This is a genomic window from Salmonella sp. GDC200615 (assembly GCF_050574145.1).
GTDB lineage: Bacteria > Pseudomonadota > Gammaproteobacteria > Enterobacterales > Enterobacteriaceae > Salmonella > Salmonella enterica.
On the sequence record NZ_CP192247.1, the window covers coordinates 2,511,017 to 2,527,465 of the forward strand.

Sequence of the window (16,449 nt, forward strand, 5' to 3'; positions counted from 1 at the left end):
CGATGACTGGAAAGCTATCTCCACGCGTCGGGGAGGCGCGTGATACTGCCGTCAACCACTATGTGTTTGAAGCGCCGGTACGCCTGTGGCACTGGCTAACGGTGGCCTGCATGTTGGTACTGATGGTAACAGGCTACTTCATTGGCCGGCCCTTGCCGTCGGTGAGTGGCGAGGCGACCTATCTGTTTTACATGGGCTATATCCGGCTGATCCACTTTGCCGCCGCGATGATCTTTACCGTGTTACTGCTGGGGCGAATTTATTGGGCCTGTGTCGGCAACCGCTATTCGCGAGAGCTGTTTATCGTCCCGGTCTGGCGTCGCAGTTGGTGGCAAGGCGCTTTCTCCGTGGTCCGCTGGTATCTGTTTCTGGAGAAAAAACCGGGGAGCGACATCGGACATAACCCTGTCGCGCAGGCCGCGATGTTCGGCTATTTCCTGTTGTCGGTATTTATGATCCTCACCGGTTTCGCTCTGTTTGGCGAGCATAGCCAGTACGCCATCTTTGCGCCGTTCCGCTATGTGGTTGAATTTTTCTACTGGACCGGCGGCAACTCCATCGATATTCACAGCTGGCACCGACTGGGTATGTGGCTGATCGCCGCCTTCATCGTCGGGCACGTTTACCTCGCTATCCGGGAAGACATTATGTCCGACGATACGGTGATCTCCACCATGATCAATGGCTATCGCAGCCACAAATTCCCCAAACCGCACGACAAGGAGCCCTCATGAATGCGCAACGCGTAGTGGTGATGGGGTTAGGAAACCTGCTGTGGGCCGATGAAGGATTCGGTATCCGGGGCGCGGAGCGTTTGTATGCCCGATATCACTGGCCTGAAGAGGTAGAAATTGTGGACGGCGGTACGCAAGGGCTAAACCTGTTAGGTTATGTTGAGCAAGCCAGCCATCTCCTGCTCCTTGACGCGATCGATTACGGCCTGGCGCCGGGCAGCCTGCGAACCTATGCCGGCGAGAAAATCCCCGCGTATCTCAGCGCCAAAAAAATGAGCCTGCATCAAAACAGTTTTTCCGAAGTTCTGGCGCTGGCCGACATCCGCGGGCATCTGCCCTGTCACATTGCGCTGGTCGGTCTGCAACCGGCGCACCTGGACGACTACGGCGGTAGCCTGAGCGAAATAGCTCGCGGCCAGCTACCGGCGGCGGAACAGGCCGCCCTGGCGCAACTGGCCGCCTGGGGGATCGTACCGCAGGCAAACGAGGTCGCACGCTGCCTGAACTATAAATGCCTGTCGATGGAAAATTATGAGGGAGTGCGCATACGTCAGTATCAGACACGTCTGGAGGGCAAAAGAAGTGGCGAATGACACCCCGTTCTCTGCGCTATGGCAACGCCTGTTAACCCGTGGATGGCAACCGGTAGAGGCTTCTACGGTAGACGACTGGATCAAACGGGTTGGAGATGGCGTCATCCTGTTAAGTAGCGATCCGCGGCGTACGCCGGAAGTCAGCGATAACCCGGTGATGATTGCCGAACTCCTGCGTGAGTTCCCGCAGTTTGACTGGCAGGTGGCGGTGGCCGACCTTGAACAAAGCGAAGCTATCGGCGATCGCTTTAATGTACGTCGGTTTCCGGCGACGTTGGTTTTTACAGACGGCGAGCTACGCGGCGCGCTCAGCGGCATTCATCCCTGGGCTGAACTGCTCACGCTGATGCGTTCGATGGTTGACACTCCCGCAGCGCAGGAGACAGTACAATGAGCAACGCCTTTTTTCATCTGCTGGGGCCAGGTACGCAGCCTGATGACGCTAGTTTCTCGATGAATCCCTTACCGCTCACCTGTCAGGTCAATGGCGACCCAAGTATGGCGGCGCTGGAGCGCTGCGCTCACAGCCCGGCGGTGATGGCATTGTTGACCGATCTGCGAGGTCAGCTTGCCCGGCGCATCCCGGAAGTCGGCGACGTGCTGGGATGGGAGTTATCTCCCCTGAATGCCGATGATCTCTCATTCCTCAATACGCTATTGGGCGAAGGCGAAGTCTCGGTACGCATTCAGCATCCGGACGGGAGTGAAAGCGAGATCCAGGAGACCATCTTCTGCGGCCTGTGGCGGGTACGCCATCTGCATAACCGACGTCTGCTGACGGATCGTCTGGAAGCGGGTAGCGCGCCCCTGACATTATGGCAAGCGGCTACCGCCGATACGCTGCCTGACGACTCTCTACTGCCTCCGCCTGTCGCTGGCCTGATGAATGGACTGCCGCTGGCCCATGAATTATTGGCGCACGTACGCGATCCGGCGTTGCAACCTCACAGCATCAATTTGACCCAACTGCCGCTCAGCGAGGCCGATCGCCTTTTTCTGGCGCGTTTATGCGGACACGGGAACATCCAGATTCGCATCTCCGGGTATGGCGAAAGCCAAATCAACGCCACAGCATTGCGCCATCTCTGGCATGTGCGCTGTCTGGACGCCCTTAAAGGGCCATTGCTCGATAGCTATGAGATTTGTCTTTTGCCGGAGCTGGTACTGGCGGCCCCGGAAGATCTGGCCGATTCGCGCCAGCGCCTGGATGAAGTCTGCCGATGGCTGGAGACGCGCTAACGCTCTCAACAGGAACGTCACCGGTGTCCGGTACTGATTAGCTTTTTACTCTCTTTCTGCCTACAGGAGTTAGCATGTGGGATGTCATTGACTTATCGCGCTGGCAGTTTGCGCTGACCGCGCTGTATCACTTTTTATTTGTTCCTCTTACGCTTGGGCTGATTTTTTTGCTGGCCGTCATGGAGACGATCTATGTGATGACGGGGAAAACCGTCTACCGCGATATGACGCGTTTCTGGGGCAAGCTCTTCGGGATCAATTTTGCTCTCGGTGTGGCTACCGGCCTGACCATGGAGTTTCAGTTCGGGACTAACTGGTCGCTCTATTCGAACTATGTGGGCGATATTTTCGGCGCGCCGCTGGCGATGGAAGCGTTACTGGCCTTCTTTCTCGAATCCACTTTTGTCGGCCTGTTCTTTTTCGGCTGGCAGCGGCTGAATAAATACCAACACCTGCTGGTCACCTGGCTGGTGGCCTTCGGCTCCAATATTTCAGCATTATGGATTCTGAATGCCAATGGCTGGATGCAGTATCCTACCGGCGCTCATTTCAACATCGATACGTTACGGATGGAAATGAGCAGCTTCAGCGATCTGGTCTTTAACCCGGTGAGCCAGGTGAAATTCGTCCATACCGTCATGTCCGGTTATGTCACCGGCGCCATGTTTATTATGTCTATCAGCGCCTGGTATCTGCTACGTGGCCGCGAGCGTGAGGTGGCCTTGCGCTCGTTTGCTATCGGCTCAGTATTCGGCACCCTGGCCATTCTGGGAACCCTGCAACTGGGCGACAGTTCGGCCTACGAGGTCGCCCAAATTCAGCCGGTGAAACTGGCGGCGATGGAAGGCGAATGGCAAACCGAACCCGCGCCCGCGCCGTTTCATCTGATTGCCTGGCCGCAGCAGGAACAGGAGCGTAATGCATTTGCCGTGAAGATCCCTGCTCTGCTGGGTATTCTGGCCACCCATTCGCTGGATACGCCAGTTCCGGGGTTAAAAAACCTGATGGACGACGCTCTGCCGCGCCTGAAGCGTGGCCGGGAGGCCTGGCTGCTCATGCAGGATATAGCGCAAGGCAATCGCTCGCCACAGGTACTGAATGCGTTTCACGCCGTTGAGGGCGATCTGGGGTACGGCATTCTGCTGGCGAAATATGCCCCGGATATGAACCATGTGACGCCGGAGCAGTATCGTGCGGCCCAGCGTGGCGCTATTCCTCAGGTGGCGCCGGTGTTCTGGAGTTTCCGTATTATGGTCGGCTGCGGTTCGCTGCTGTTAGTGGTGATGTTGATTGCGTTGATACAGACGCTGCGAATGCGTATCGACCAGCATCGCTGGGTATTGCGTATGACGCTGTGGAGCCTGCCGTTACCGTGGATTGCCATTGAAGCCGGTTGGTTTATGACGGAGTTTGGCCGTCAGCCCTGGGCGATTCAGGACATTCTGCCGACCTGGTACGCTCACTCCGCGCTGACGCCGGGCCAGTTGGCCTTCTCAATGGGGCTTATCCTCGGACTTTACACCCTGTTTTTAATCGCGGAAGTCTATCTGATGCAGAAGTACGCGCGTCTTGGGCCGAGCGCCATGCAACATCAACAACAAGCGCAACAACAGGGATAAAGGAGACAATCATGTTGGATTATGAAACGTTGCGGTTCATTTGGTGGCTGCTGATCGGCGTCATCCTGGTGGCATTTATGGTAACTGACGGGTTTGATATGGGTGTCGGTTGCCTGCTCCCGCTGATAGCGCGCAACGATGACGAACGCCGGGTATTGATCAATAGCGTGGGCGCCCACTGGGAAGGAAACCAGGTATGGTTGATTCTCGCGGGCGGGGCATTATTCGCCGCCTGGCCACGGGTCTATGCCGCCGCGTTTTCCGGTTTTTATGTGGCGATGATCCTGGTGCTGTGTGCCCTCCTCTTTCGCCCGCTGGCCTTTGATTATCGGGGTAAAATCGCCAATGCCCGCTGGCGCGCGCTGTGGGATACCGGTCTGGTTATCGGCAGCCTGGTTCCCCCAGTCGTATTCGGCATCGCGTTCGGCAACCTGTTTTTAGGCGTGCCGTTTGCCTTCACGCCGCAGCTTCATGTTGACTATTTTGGCACCTTCTGGCAGTTACTCTCGCCCTTTGCCCTACTGTGTGGATTATTGAGCCTGTCGTTGGTGATTATGCAAGGAGGCGTCTGGTTACAGTTGAAAACGGAGGGCGTTATTCGTCAACGGGCTCTGTCGGCCACCCGCCACAGCGCGCTGCTGATCGTGATCTGCTTCCTGCTGGCCGGTTACTGGCTGTGGGCCGGCGTTGATGGCTTTGTCTTGCTCACGCAGGATGCCAACGGCCCTTCCAATCCGCTCTTAAAAGGCGTGGCGATACTCCCTGGCGCATGGATGAACCACTTTATACGCTCGCCGCTACTGCTCATCATCCCGTTGCTCGGTATGATCCTGCCGATTCTGGCTTTCTATGCCTGCCTTCGCGGTCAGACTATTCGTGGATTTCTGTTCGCTTCCCTGACCCAGGCCTGCGTCATCTTTACCGCCGGCATAACGCTATTTCCTTTTGTGATGCCGTCGAGTGTTAGTCCTCTCTCCAGCCTGACGGTGTGGGACAGCACCTCCAGCCAGATGACGCTCGAAATCATGCTGGTGATTGTGCTGATTTTTCTGCCAATCGTACTGCTCTATACGCTGTGGAGCTATTACAAAATGTTGGGGCGTATCAACCTGGAGACCCTCCGCCGCAACGATCATGAACTTTATTAGGGAGCGGGAGCGATGTGGTATTTACTGTGGTTTGTCGGCATTCTGCTGATGTGCTCACTGTCGACACTGGCGCTGGTATGGCTTGAGTCGCGTCAACAATAAAGAGGTAAACCGGGGCCAGCGCCGTCTGACTCCGGTTATTTTTATCTTTATACGCGCCTGGCGAAGACGTTTCCCCGCCGACAGGACGACATAACATTGATACATGTCGTTATCATAATGTTTACTTTTAGAGGTGCGTCATAATTATGACAAATAGCCACCTTGCACATATTTCGCATATTTAAGCAATTAATTGCATAATTAGCAATATATCACCTCTTATAGCGGATAGTTAACCACTTCCCATCCAAAATCATAACGAAAATCCAACTGCCTGCCATTTTTGATCTGAGTTAATTGTTTAAAAAAGTGTTAAATTTATCGCTACATGGTGTGATCTACTATGTACCACGGTCAATTAAAGAACATATTACTTTTATCACTAAGGTTTATCATGGATAAGTTATCTTACGCTTCAGATAGCAGCACATCTGCCTGGAATACCTACCTGCAACAAATCGAGCGTGTGGCCCCTTATCTGGGCGAGTTATCCCCCTGGGTGGATACTCTGCGCCACCCAAAACGCGCTCTGATCGTCGATATTCCGGTACAAATGGATGATGGCACTATTCGTCATTTCGAAGGATATCGCGTGCAGCACAACCTCTCCCGAGGTCCGGGTAAAGGCGGTGTTCGCTACCATCCTGACGTTGATCTCAATGAAGTGATGGCCCTGTCAGCATGGATGACCATCAAATGTGCCGCGCTGAACCTGCCATACGGCGGCGCTAAAGGCGGTATCCGCGTCGATCCGTTCTCGCTGTCGGAAGGTGAACTGGAGCGTTTGACCCGCCGCTATACCAGCGAGATCGGCATTATCATCGGGCCGCAGAAAGATATTCCTGCGCCGGATGTCGGCACCAACGGTAAAGTGATGGCCTGGATGATGGATACGTATTCCATGAATCATGGCACGACGGTCACTGGCGTCGTCACCGGTAAGCCTATCCATCTTGGCGGTTCGCTGGGCCGTGAAAAAGCGACGGGGCGCGGCGTTTTTGTCAGCGGGCTGGAAGCCGCACGTCGGGCGAATATTGCTGTTGAAGGCGCTCGCGTTGCGGTTCAGGGTTTTGGTAACGTCGGCAGCGAAGCCGCGCGTCTGTTTGCAGGCGCTGGCGCCCGTGTCGTGGCGATTCAGGATCATACCGCGACCCTGTTTAACGCCACCGGTATTGACATGAAGGCGCTCACGGCATGGCAGACAGAACACAAACAGATAGCCGGTTTCCCGGGCGCGGAAACTATCGCCAGCGATGCGTTCTGGCGTCTGGAGATGGATATTCTGATCCCGGCGGCGCTTGAAGGTCAGATAACTCGTCAGCGCGCGGAAGCCCTGACGTGTAAGCTGGTGCTGGAAGGGGCTAACGGCCCGACCTATCCGGATGCTGATGATGTTCTGGCCAGCCGTGGTATCCTTGTGGTGCCTGACGTGGTCTGTAACGCAGGCGGCGTAACCGTCAGCTACTTCGAATGGGTACAAGATATGGCCAGCTTCTTCTGGAGCGAAGAAGAGATCAACGCGCGCATGGACAAAATCATGACCGACGCGATCGTCCATGTCTGGGAGAAAGCGGCTGAGAAATCCTGTTCTCTGCGCACCGCAGCCTATATTGTCGCCTGTGAGCGCATTCTGTTGGCCCGTAAAGATCGCGGTATCTATCCGGGTTAAGGCTACAAGTTATTGCGCTAAAATCCACGTCCCGGCGTGGATTTTTTGTCTGTATCCCCCGTTTTCCACGCGCGCGCCGATAAATTCTGTCTCAATAAAATGTCTGTTTGTTCGCAAAATAGCGGTTCAATCACGCGTATCTGGTCATCGTAGACTAAGGTTTTGTCATGGTAAATGCCGTTGGCTTTGGCTCACCGCTAAGGAGATAACTTGATGATACCCCCAGAGATTCGCCGTTCTGTTCTACTACAGAAAGCCATAAAACTGGCGCTGGCAGGGACGCTGCTGACGTTTGCATCGTTTTCGGCGACTGCCGCAGACCCGTCTTCCGACACTGAAACTCCGCAGCCGCCGGATATTTTGCTTGGCCCGCTCTTTAATGATGTCCAGAATGCAAAACTCTTCCCCGATCAGAAAACCTTTGCTGACGCCATACCTAATAGCGATCCGCTCATGATTCTTGCGGATTATCGTATGCAGCGGAACCAGTCCGGCTTCGATTTGCGTCATTTTGTTGATGTTAACTTCACCCTGCCGAAAGCGGGTGAAAAATATGTCCCGCCTGCCGGGCAGTCATTGCGTGAACATATTGATGGCCTGTGGCCGGTGCTGACCCGTTCAACTAAAAACGTCGAAAAGTGGGACTCGCTCTTGCCGTTGCCTGAATCCTATGTCGTACCGGGTGGGCGATTCAGAGAGATTTACTACTGGGACAGCTATTTTACGATGCTGGGGCTGGCGGAAAGCGGGCACTGGGATAAGGTGGCGGATATGGTAGCGAACTTTGGTTACGAAATTGACGCCTGGGGGCATATTCCTAACGGCAACCGTACCTACTACCTGAGTCGTTCGCAGCCGCCTTTCTTTGCGTTTATGGTTGAGTTACTGGCGCAACATGAAGGTGACGATGCGCTGAAAGAATACCTGCCGCAACTGCAAAAAGAGTACGCCTACTGGATGGAGGGCGTTGAGACATTGCAGCCAGGGCAACAAAACCAACGCGTCGTCAAACTGGAAGACGGTAGCGTTCTCAACCGCTACTGGGACGATCGGGATACGCCCCGCCCTGAATCCTGGGTTGAAGATATCGCTACCGTCAAAAGCAACCCCAACCGCCCGGCAACGGAGATCTATCGGGACCTCCGTTCTGCTGCCGCCTCCGGCTGGGATTTCAGCTCCCGCTGGATGGATAATCCGCAGCAGCTCAGTACCATTCGTACCACCACTATTGTCCCTGTCGATCTTAACGCTCTGCTGTATCAGCTGGAGAAAACCCTCGCCCGCGCCAGCGCTGCGGCGGGCGATCGGGCCAAAGCCTCGCACTATGACGCGCTGGCCAACGCGCGGCAAAAAGCCATTGAAATGCATCTGTGGAATAACAAAGAGGGTTGGTATGCCGACTACGATCTGAAGAACAATAAAATCCGTGACCAACTCACCGCTGCCGCGCTGTTCCCGCTCTATGTAAACGCCGCCGCGAAAGATCGCGCCGCGAAAGTGGCGGCGGCGGCCCAGGCGCATCTGCTACAGCCTGGCGGGCTGGCTACCACCTCGGTTAAAAGCGGACAGCAATGGGATGCGCCAAACGGCTGGGCGCCGTTACAATGGGTCGCTGCCGAAGGATTGCAAAATTATGGGCAGGATGACGTGGCAATGGAAGTCACCTGGCGCTTTTTAACCAATGTGCAGCACACCTACGATCGCGAGAAAAAACTGGTCGAAAAATATGACGTCAGCAGCACCGGAACCGGCGGTGGCGGCGGCGAATATCCACTTCAGGACGGCTTTGGCTGGACCAACGGCGTGACGCTGAAAATGCTCGATCTGATTTGTCCGCAGGAAAAACCGTGCGATAGCGTACCGTCTACTCGTCCGGCATCGTTAAGCGCAACGCCGACAAAAACGCCGTCTGCAGCGACGCAGTAACGCGTGTTTATAGTAGGTTGACCCGGCGCTGACCGGGTCAACGCTTACACGTTCTGCAGCGGTTAGCCGCGTCGCAGAAGGCGGAAAATCACCAGCACCATAATCGCGCCCACCACGGCGACCAGGAAACTGTGCAGATTAAAGCCGCTGATACTGCCGCCAATACCAAACATCGTCGCCAGCCATCCGCCAACGACCGCCCCGACAATACCGAGAATACAGGTCAGGATAAATCCCCCGCCATCGCGCCCCGGCATAAGCAATTTGGCGATAACGCCGGCAATCAAACCAAAAACAATCCAGGCGATAATTCCCATTTGCGAACCCTCTTTCCAGTAAAAACGTTTTAAGTATAGGCAAAGTCGAGCGTCGCATTTCTGAACACTGATTTATCTCGCGGACATAAAAATTTATTTATCGCTATTAAGTTCTTTCTACCGATGCCGATAACCCAACGATAGTCTGCGTATCAGGGGTTATTTCGTGTGAGTGGTTACAATGAGCAGTTCCTGAAAAAAAATCCATTAGCGATATTAGGCGTGCTACGGGATTTAAATAAAAATCAGGTTCCACTGCGTATTTCATGGGCGCATGGTCAATTCATTAGTAAAATTTTGGCGGTAGACCCGGAAAAACTCATCGTGGATTACGGCAGCCAGGAATATGAAAATAGCGCCGTATTACGTGCCGGGCAGGTAGCCATTATCGCAGAAACACAGGGCGCAAAAGTCGAGTTCACGTTGCCGCAACTCGTTACAGGCGAATATCAGCGGCTGCCGGCCTTTATCACGCCCCTGCCGTCGTCACTGTGGTTTGTCCAGCGCCGGGAGTATTTTCGTATTGGCGCACCGCTGTATCCGCCTTATTACGGCGTCACCACGCTACCGGACACCCGTACGTTACGTTTTCGCCTGTTTGATCTTTCCCTGGGCGGCATGGGCGCGCTACTGGAATCCGCCATCCCCGACGGACTAATCGAAGGCGCGCGCTTTTCGCAGGTTGAACTGAACATGGGGCCATGGGGTATTTTTCACGTTGACGCCCAGCTTATCGCCATCAGCGAGCGTAAGGTGATTGATGGGAAAAATGAAACGATCACCACTCCCCGCCTGAGCTTTCGTTTCCTTAACGTCAGCCCGGCGGTAGAGCGGGAGTTGCAGCGGATTATTTTTTCGCTTGAGCGCGAGGCCCGAGAAAGAGCGAATAAAGTGCGAGAATAATCTTCACGCTAAACTACATGGCGTCCAGCGCCTGCTGAAGCTTCCAGATATAGCGCGGCGCCTGCGGCGCGGGATGATTATCAACAACATGTTCAAAAAACTCGTCCGCATCCAGATCGTTAATTTTTTCTATCGCCTTCTTCCTGTCGGATGAAAAAGTACGCAATAACGCGCCTGAGCCGTTAGCATAAGAGACGACCAGCGCATATTGCATCACCTGCGGATCTTTGATGCCGGCCAGCGGCCCATTTTCCAGAATGCTCAGATACGCCGCGCCCATTGAGATGTTACGCTCAGGGTTTTTCAGCTCGCTGGTGGTCGGTTCGCCACGCCAGCCCATACGACGGTAAACGTCGCGCCCGGAGGTCGACGCCTTTAACTGCATCAGGCCAATCGCATTGGACTTACTAACCGCGTTAGGGTTGCCGCCGGATTCAATGGCGATAATCGCGGTGATTAAATGCGGATCAACCCCCCATGCCGCCCCGGCTTTTTCACTGATGGGCATCCACTGCATCGCACGCTTTACAGGCACTTCGGCATTCCACGGCGGATTCCTGTAATCCTGTTTTGAGCTACAGCCAGCGAGTATTACTACCAAAAAAGCAAACCATCTTAATTTCACGTCATCTATCCTTATAGCCGTAACTTATCTGCCGAAGAGGTCATACCGCCCCGGCCAGGCACTTAGGTTGCCTCCCTGGTGCGCATCCAGAAACGTCGCACAACGAGGGACATCGCCTAATATATGCGGCATGATATACATTTGCATTCTATTGTCAGCAAGGAATTACCATGTCTCTGTTTCATTTAATCGCCCCGTCGGGCTACTGTATTAACCAACAGGCCGCGTTACGCGGCGTTCAGCGCCTGACTGACGCGGGTCATCAGGTGGAGAATGACGAGGTGATTCGTCGCCGCTTTCAGCGTTTTGCCGGTACGGACGCGGAACGGCTGGCCGATGTTAATTCGCTGGCCTCGCTAACGTCGCCGGATACAATCGTCATGCCGGTTCGCGGCGGCTATGGCGCCAGCCGCTTGTTGGATCGTATCGACTGGCAGGCGCTCGCCTCCCGGCAACAGCGCGATCCCTTACTGATTTGCGGTCATAGCGATTTTACGGCGATTCAGGCTGGACTCCTGGCGCAGGCCAATGTCATCACCTTTAGCGGTCCTATGCTGGCGGCAAATTTTGGCGCCGAAACGCTGAATACGTTCACCGAGCAACATTTCTGGCTGGCGCTACGCAAGGCGCAATTTACCGTAGAGTGGCAAGGCGACGGCCCTCAGTGCGACGTACAGGGCACCTTATGGGGCGGAAATCTGGCGATGTTGATTTCCCTTATCGGTACGCCCTGGATGCCGACTATCGATAAAGGAATTTTAGTGCTGGAAGATGTCAATGAGCATCCTTTCCGGGTGGAGCGTATGCTTTTGCAACTGGAGTACGCCGGAATTTTAAACCGCCAGAGCGCCATCGTTCTCGGCAGCTTTAGCGGCGCGGCGCCCAACGAGTATGACGCCGGCTATTCTCTGGAGAGCGTCTACGCGTTTTTACGTTCCCGTCTGTCCGTTCCGCTGATTACCGGTCTCGACTTCGGGCATGAACAGCGTACGGTAACGCTCCCTATCGGGGCAAACGCGACGCTTAAAAATACGCGCCAGGGGACTCAACTCACTTTATCTGGTCATCCTACGCTGCAATTGTAAAAAAAGTCCCCGACAGGCTAAGTAAAACGCTGCCCTGGCCGTTATTATGTTAATGTTAAATAATACGAAGTCGTGTGAGTCAGGAGATATAAAACGTTGGATGCTGCAACAATTATTAGTCTATTTATTTTAGGTTCCATCCTTGTAACCAGCAGTATCCTGTTAAGTTCATTCTCATCGCGACTGGGTATCCCGATTCTGGTCATTTTTCTCGCCATTGGGATGTTAGCGGGTGTGGATGGCATTGGCGGTATTCCTTTCGATAATTATCCTTTCGCTTATATGGTCAGTAACCTAGCGCTGGCGATTATTTTACTCGATGGCGGCATGCGCACCCAGGCCAGCTCTTTCCGGGTAGCGCTGGGCCCCGCGCTGTCGCTGGCGACGCTCGGCGTACTAATCACGTCGGGGTTAACAGGTATGATGGCCGCCTGGCTGTTTCATCTGGATCTTATCGAAGGTCTGCTTATCGGCGCGATAGTCGGTTCCACTGACGCCGCAGCGGTCTTTTCTCTGCTTGGCGGCAAAGGGCTAAACGAACGTGTAGGCTCCACGCTGGAGATCGAATCGGGAAGTAACGACCCGATGGCCGTTTTTCTGACCATTACATTAATTGAGATGATCCAGAAGCATGAAACCGGCCTGGACTGGATGTTTGCCGTCCATATTATCCAACAGTTCGGTCTCGGTATTGTTTTTGGCCTGGGCGGCGGTTACCTGCTACAGCAGATGATCAACCGTATTTCTCTGCCCAGCGGCTTGTATCCGATGCTGGCGCTCAGCGGCGGTATTCTGATTTTTGCTTTGACGACCGCGCTTGAAGGCAGCGGCATTCTCGCGGTCTATTTGTGCGGATTCCTGTTAGGAAACCGCCCGATTCGCAACCGTTACGGCATCCTGCAAAACTTTGACGGACTGGCCTGGCTGGCGCAGATCGCGATGTTCCTGGTCCTGGGGCTGTTGGTGACGCCTTCCGATCTGTGGCCGATTGCCGTCCCTGCGCTTATTCTCTCCATCTGGATGATTTTCTTCGCCCGCCCACTGTCGGTGTTTACCGGCCTGCTGCCATTTCGCGGCTTCAATCTTCGGGAGCGCATTTTCATCAGTTGGGTCGGACTGCGCGGCGCGGTGCCGATTATTCTCGCCGTTTTCCCGATGATGGCCGGGCTTGAAAACGCTCGCCTGTTCTTTAATGTCGCTTTCTTTGTGGTACTGGTGTCGCTGCTCCTGCAGGGAACATCGCTGTCATGGGCGGCGAAGAGAGCTAAAGTGGTCGTGCCTCCGGTTGGCTGGCCAGTATCGCGCGTGGGGCTTGACATCCATCCTGATAATCCGTGGGAGCAATTCATTTATCAGTTGAGCGCCGACAAATGGTGCGTCGGCGCGGCGTTGCGCGACCTGCATATGCCGAACGAAACCCGCATTGCCGCGCTATTTCGCAATAATGAACTGTTTCACCCCACGGGTAGCACTCGCCTGCAGGAAGGCGACGTACTCTGCGTGATTGGCCGGGAGCGCGATCTGCCAGCGCTGGGCAAATTGTTTAGCCAGTCGCCGCCGGTTTCGTTAGATCAGCGTTTCTTTGGCGATTTTATCCTCGAAGCGAATGCGAAATTCGCCGACGTGGCGCTTATCTACGGGCTGGAAGAAGGAACGGAATACCGGGATAAACAACAAACTCTGGGTGAAATCATACAGCAGCTGCTGGGCGCTGCGCCGGTCGTCGGCGATCAGGTGGAGTTTGGCGGCATGATTTGGACGGTAGCTGAAAAAGAAGATAACGTGGTACGCAAGATTGGGGTACGCGTCGCCGAAGACGAAGCAGAATAAGGTCGCCTGGCAACGTCGACCCGCCCCCAGGTGGACCGGTCGACGCCTTAGTCTGAGTTAGGTTACGTTGTCACAAATGGCACGCGCGGCGCTACGGCGCACAGTAGCTCATAGCCCAGCGTGCCTGCCGCAGAGGCGACATCATCGACCTTAATTTCTTTGCCCCATAATTCAACCGGCGTGCCGATTCCCGCCTGCGGACACGGCGTCAAATCCACCGCCAGCATATCCATTGAAACGGTGCCTACTGTTCTGGTACGGATACCGTCCACCAGCACAGGCGTCCCGGTCGGCGCATGGCGTGGATAGCCATCGGCATAACCCGCCGCGACGATGCCAATGCGTTGTTCCTGAGTCACAGAATACCCTCCGCCATAGCCTACCCTTTCACCCGCGTTCAGCGTCTGCACGCCAATAATTTCGCTACTCAGCGTCATCACGGGTTTTAGTCCGGTATCGGCAATATCCCGCCACTGTCCTGACGGCGACGCGCCGTACAAAATAATGCCCGGCCTGACCCAGTCATAATGCGCCCAGGGATGCCACAGCGTCGCTGCCGAATTTGATAACGAGTATGAACATTGAAGGCCTTCTGTCGCCAGCGCAATACGCCTCATCGCCTCCCCGATACCTTCCGGATGATCGGCCTGAGCAAAATGTGACATCAGGGTCATTTCACCGACATTGCGCATTGCCCGCAATTGCTGCCAGACGGTCTGCGCCCGCTCAGGCTGAAAACCGAGTCGGTTCATGCCGCTGTTGACTTTGACATAGATATCCAGCGGCGCGTTAAGCCGCGCATTTTGCAGCGCTTTCAACTGCCAGTTACTGTGGATGCAGGTGGTCAGCCGATAAGTGTCATACGCCTCCAGGTCTTGCGCATGGAAAAACCCCTCCAGCATCAATATCGGCCCTTTCCACCCGCGCTCACGCAGGGTAATCGCCTCTTCAAGGTTGAGCATAGCGAAACCATCTGTGGCGCCCAGCGCGCTCCAGACGCGTTCAATACCGTGGCCGTAGGCGTTGGCTTTCACTACCGACCAGACGCGCGCCTCTGGGGCCGCCCGGCGCACAATAGCCAAATTTTGTTTCATTACCTGTAAATCAAGGCTGGCCTGTATAGGGCGGGTCATTTCACTTCCTTTATCAGTTATGCGCGCTATGCAAACGTTGCGGGGGGTGGGCGTAAAATCGGAACGGTATCGCGCCACGCTCAGATCGTCGTAGGGTATCGCTGGCGTGCGACCCGACAAGATATCGCTTAACAACTGGCCTGAACCGCAGGCCATCGTCCAGCCTAAGGTGCCGTGTCCAGTATTAAGCCACAGATTTTTATAACGGGTGCGTCCTACTACCGGCGTGCCGTCCGGCGTCATGGGGCGCAGGCCGGTCCAGAATGTGGCCTGCTCAATATGACCGCCGCGCGGAAAGAGATCGCGCACAACCATCTCCAGCGTCTCGCGGCGCGGTTGCAGTAAGTCGGTATTAAAGCCCACGATTTCCGCCATTCCCCCCACGCGAATACGCTTATCAAAACGCGTAATAGCGATTTTGTAGGTTTCATCAAGAATCGTCGATACCGGCGCGCCGTCTGGCTCGACGATTGGGATGGTTAATGAATAGCCTTTCAGCGGATATACCGGGATATCAACAATGCCTTTAAGCATCGCCGTCGAATACGATCCAAACGCCATAACATACGCATCTGCTTTAATGATCTCATCGGCGCATTTCACGCCGTAAATCTGATCATTTTCGTACAGTAATTTTTCCACGGGAGTATTAAAGCGAAAGGTTACGCCCGCCTGCTCCGCCATGCGCGCCAGACGCTGGGTAAAGAGCTGACAGTCCCCGGTTTCATCATTCGGTAAGCGCAGTCCGCCGGTTAATTTATGCGCAACCTCAGCCAGAGCGGGTTCAACTTCCGCCAGTCGGCTGGATTCCAGGAGCTGATACGGCACCCCGGCATCTTCCAGCACGGCGATATCACGGGTGGCGTTCTCATACTGTTGCGCGGTGCGGAAGAGTTGTAGCGTTCCCCCCTGGCGGCCTTCATATTCGATACCGGTCGCGGCGCGTAGCGTTTTCAGACAGTCGCGACTATATTCCGCCAGGCGCACCATGCGGCCTTTATTTTCCATATAATGCCGGGTATCGCAGTTACGCAGCATTTGCCACATCCACTTCAGTTGAAATGGGGTGCCATCCAGACGCACCGCCAGCGGCGCATGGCGCTGGAACATCCATTTTATCGCCTTCAGCGGTACGCCAGGGGCCGCCCAGGGCGCCGCATATCCCGGTGAAATTTGTCCGGCATTCGCCGCGCTGGTTTCTTGCGCCGGGCCGGATTCGCGATCGATGACGGTGACATCATGCCCCGCCTGACTCAAGTACCAGGCGCTGGTCACGCCAACTACGCCACTCCCCAGGATGACAACTCGCATAGCCACTCCGTTAATAGTAAAAGAACAATCTTCTGATTACATCTTGATAACCCAGATGAAAATATTATTCAACATATGACTTTTTTATGGTGACGTGCTTCACATATACCCTAAAGACAAGCGATCCCACTGGTTTGGGATCTCCTGCTACGCGGCATGGCTATACAGCATAAAATGATGCCAATACCCGATTTTTTGCCGTTCAATGTGGAGGA

14 protein-coding genes and 3 pseudogenes are annotated in these 16,449 nt (G+C 54.8%); 12 read left to right on the top strand and 5 right to left on the bottom strand.

The window, feature by feature from the left end; genetic code table 11:
- Positions 1–2 precede the first annotated feature (2 nt).
- The 9 genes from hyaC (at position 3) to ACQ29O_RS12080 (ending at position 9,030) form a co-directional block, all read left to right on the top strand.
- Positions 3–734 carry a Ni/Fe-hydrogenase b-type cytochrome subunit gene (hyaC, locus tag ACQ29O_RS12040; RefSeq protein WP_000147027.1) on the top strand — a complete coding sequence of 244 codons (732 nt, stop codon included), beginning with the start codon at positions 3–5 and terminating at the stop codon, positions 732–734.
- Entirely contained in the window at positions 731–1,327 is a 597-nt protein-coding gene (gene hyaD / locus ACQ29O_RS12045) for a hydrogenase 1 maturation protease (RefSeq protein ID WP_000993794.1), read from the top strand. Before hyaC ends, hyaD begins: the two co-directional genes overlap by 4 nt.
- The gene (gene hyaE / locus ACQ29O_RS12050; RefSeq protein ID WP_001262580.1) at positions 1,317–1,721 is read left to right on the top strand and encodes a hydrogenase-1 operon protein HyaE; all 405 of its coding nucleotides are present in this window, start codon (positions 1,317–1,319) and stop codon (positions 1,719–1,721) included. The genes hyaD and hyaE overlap by 11 nt, the downstream gene beginning before the upstream one ends.
- A complete protein-coding gene (locus ACQ29O_RS12055; RefSeq protein ID WP_000063376.1) occupies positions 1,718–2,566 on the top strand; it encodes a hydrogenase expression/formation protein in 849 nt (282 codons plus the stop codon). The genes hyaE and ACQ29O_RS12055 overlap by 4 nt, the downstream gene beginning before the upstream one ends.
- Before the next feature lie 74 nt (positions 2,567–2,640).
- A complete protein-coding gene (gene appC / locus ACQ29O_RS12060; RefSeq protein ID WP_253336062.1) occupies positions 2,641–4,185 on the top strand; it encodes a cytochrome bd-II oxidase subunit 1 in 1,545 nt (514 codons plus the stop codon).
- A gap of 11 nt (positions 4,186–4,196) precedes the next feature.
- A complete protein-coding gene (gene appB, locus ACQ29O_RS12065; RefSeq protein WP_001747095.1) occupies positions 4,197–5,333 on the top strand; it encodes a cytochrome d ubiquinol oxidase subunit II in 1,137 nt (378 codons plus the stop codon).
- Between the two features lie 12 nt (positions 5,334–5,345).
- Positions 5,346–5,435: a cytochrome bd-II oxidase subunit CbdX gene (cbdX, locus tag ACQ29O_RS12070; protein WP_000270301.1), complete on the top strand. Its 90-nt coding sequence runs from the start codon at positions 5,346–5,348 to the stop codon at positions 5,433–5,435.
- Between the two features lie 394 nt (positions 5,436–5,829).
- Complete coding sequence (locus ACQ29O_RS12075; RefSeq protein ID WP_001526439.1) at positions 5,830–7,104, top strand: Glu/Leu/Phe/Val family dehydrogenase; 1,275 nt, start codon at positions 5,830–5,832, stop codon at positions 7,102–7,104.
- A 213-nt stretch (positions 7,105–7,317) separates the two neighbouring features.
- Positions 7,318–9,030, top strand: coding sequence for an alpha,alpha-trehalase (locus ACQ29O_RS12080; protein ID WP_000612838.1), 1,713 nt, complete (start codon positions 7,318–7,320; stop codon positions 9,028–9,030).
- A gap of 62 nt (positions 9,031–9,092) precedes the next feature.
- On the opposite strand, the gene ACQ29O_RS12085 is transcribed toward ACQ29O_RS12080, so the two are convergent.
- A complete protein-coding gene (locus tag ACQ29O_RS12085) occupies positions 9,093–9,347 on the bottom strand; it encodes a GlsB/YeaQ/YmgE family stress response membrane protein (protein ID WP_000511321.1) in 255 nt (84 codons plus the stop codon).
- 168 nt (positions 9,348–9,515) lie between these two features.
- Here ACQ29O_RS12085 and ycgR point away from each other — a divergent pair, with 168 nt between their 5' ends.
- A complete protein-coding gene (ycgR, locus tag ACQ29O_RS12090; protein ID WP_000017414.1) occupies positions 9,516–10,250 on the top strand; it encodes a flagellar brake protein YcgR in 735 nt (244 codons plus the stop codon).
- A gap of 13 nt (positions 10,251–10,263) precedes the next feature.
- Here the strand turns inward: ycgR and emtA are convergent, their stop codons facing one another.
- Positions 10,264–10,875 carry a membrane-bound lytic murein transglycosylase EmtA gene (gene emtA, locus ACQ29O_RS12095; protein WP_020937003.1) on the bottom strand — a complete coding sequence of 204 codons (612 nt, stop codon included), beginning with the start codon at positions 10,873–10,875 and terminating at the stop codon, positions 10,264–10,266.
- A 170-nt stretch (positions 10,876–11,045) separates the two neighbouring features.
- On the opposite strand from emtA, the gene ldcA reads away from it, so the two are divergent.
- On the top strand, positions 11,046–11,960 hold the full coding sequence (gene ldcA / locus ACQ29O_RS12100) for a muramoyltetrapeptide carboxypeptidase (RefSeq protein ID WP_000051603.1): 915 nt from the start codon (positions 11,046–11,048) through the stop codon (positions 11,958–11,960).
- Between the two features lie 96 nt (positions 11,961–12,056).
- Positions 12,057–13,772: pseudogene (locus ACQ29O_RS12105) on the top strand (potassium/proton antiporter); the annotation flags it as partial.
- On the opposite strand, the pseudogene ACQ29O_RS12110 reads toward ACQ29O_RS12105, so the two are convergent.
- From ACQ29O_RS12110 to ACQ29O_RS12120, 3 genes and pseudogenes are all read right to left on the bottom strand, one after another.
- Positions 13,728–13,820 (bottom strand): annotated as a pseudogene (locus ACQ29O_RS12110) (hypothetical protein); the annotation flags it as partial. The pseudogenes ACQ29O_RS12105 and ACQ29O_RS12110 overlap by 45 nt on opposite strands.
- A gap of 32 nt (positions 13,821–13,852) precedes the next feature.
- Positions 13,853–14,923: a catabolic alanine racemase DadX gene (dadX, locus tag ACQ29O_RS12115; protein ID WP_001747098.1), complete on the bottom strand. Its 1,071-nt coding sequence runs from the start codon at positions 14,921–14,923 to the stop codon at positions 13,853–13,855.
- A gap of 13 nt (positions 14,924–14,936) precedes the next feature.
- Positions 14,937–16,234, bottom strand: a pseudogene (locus ACQ29O_RS12120) (D-amino acid dehydrogenase).
- Positions 16,235–16,449 lie beyond the last annotated feature (215 nt).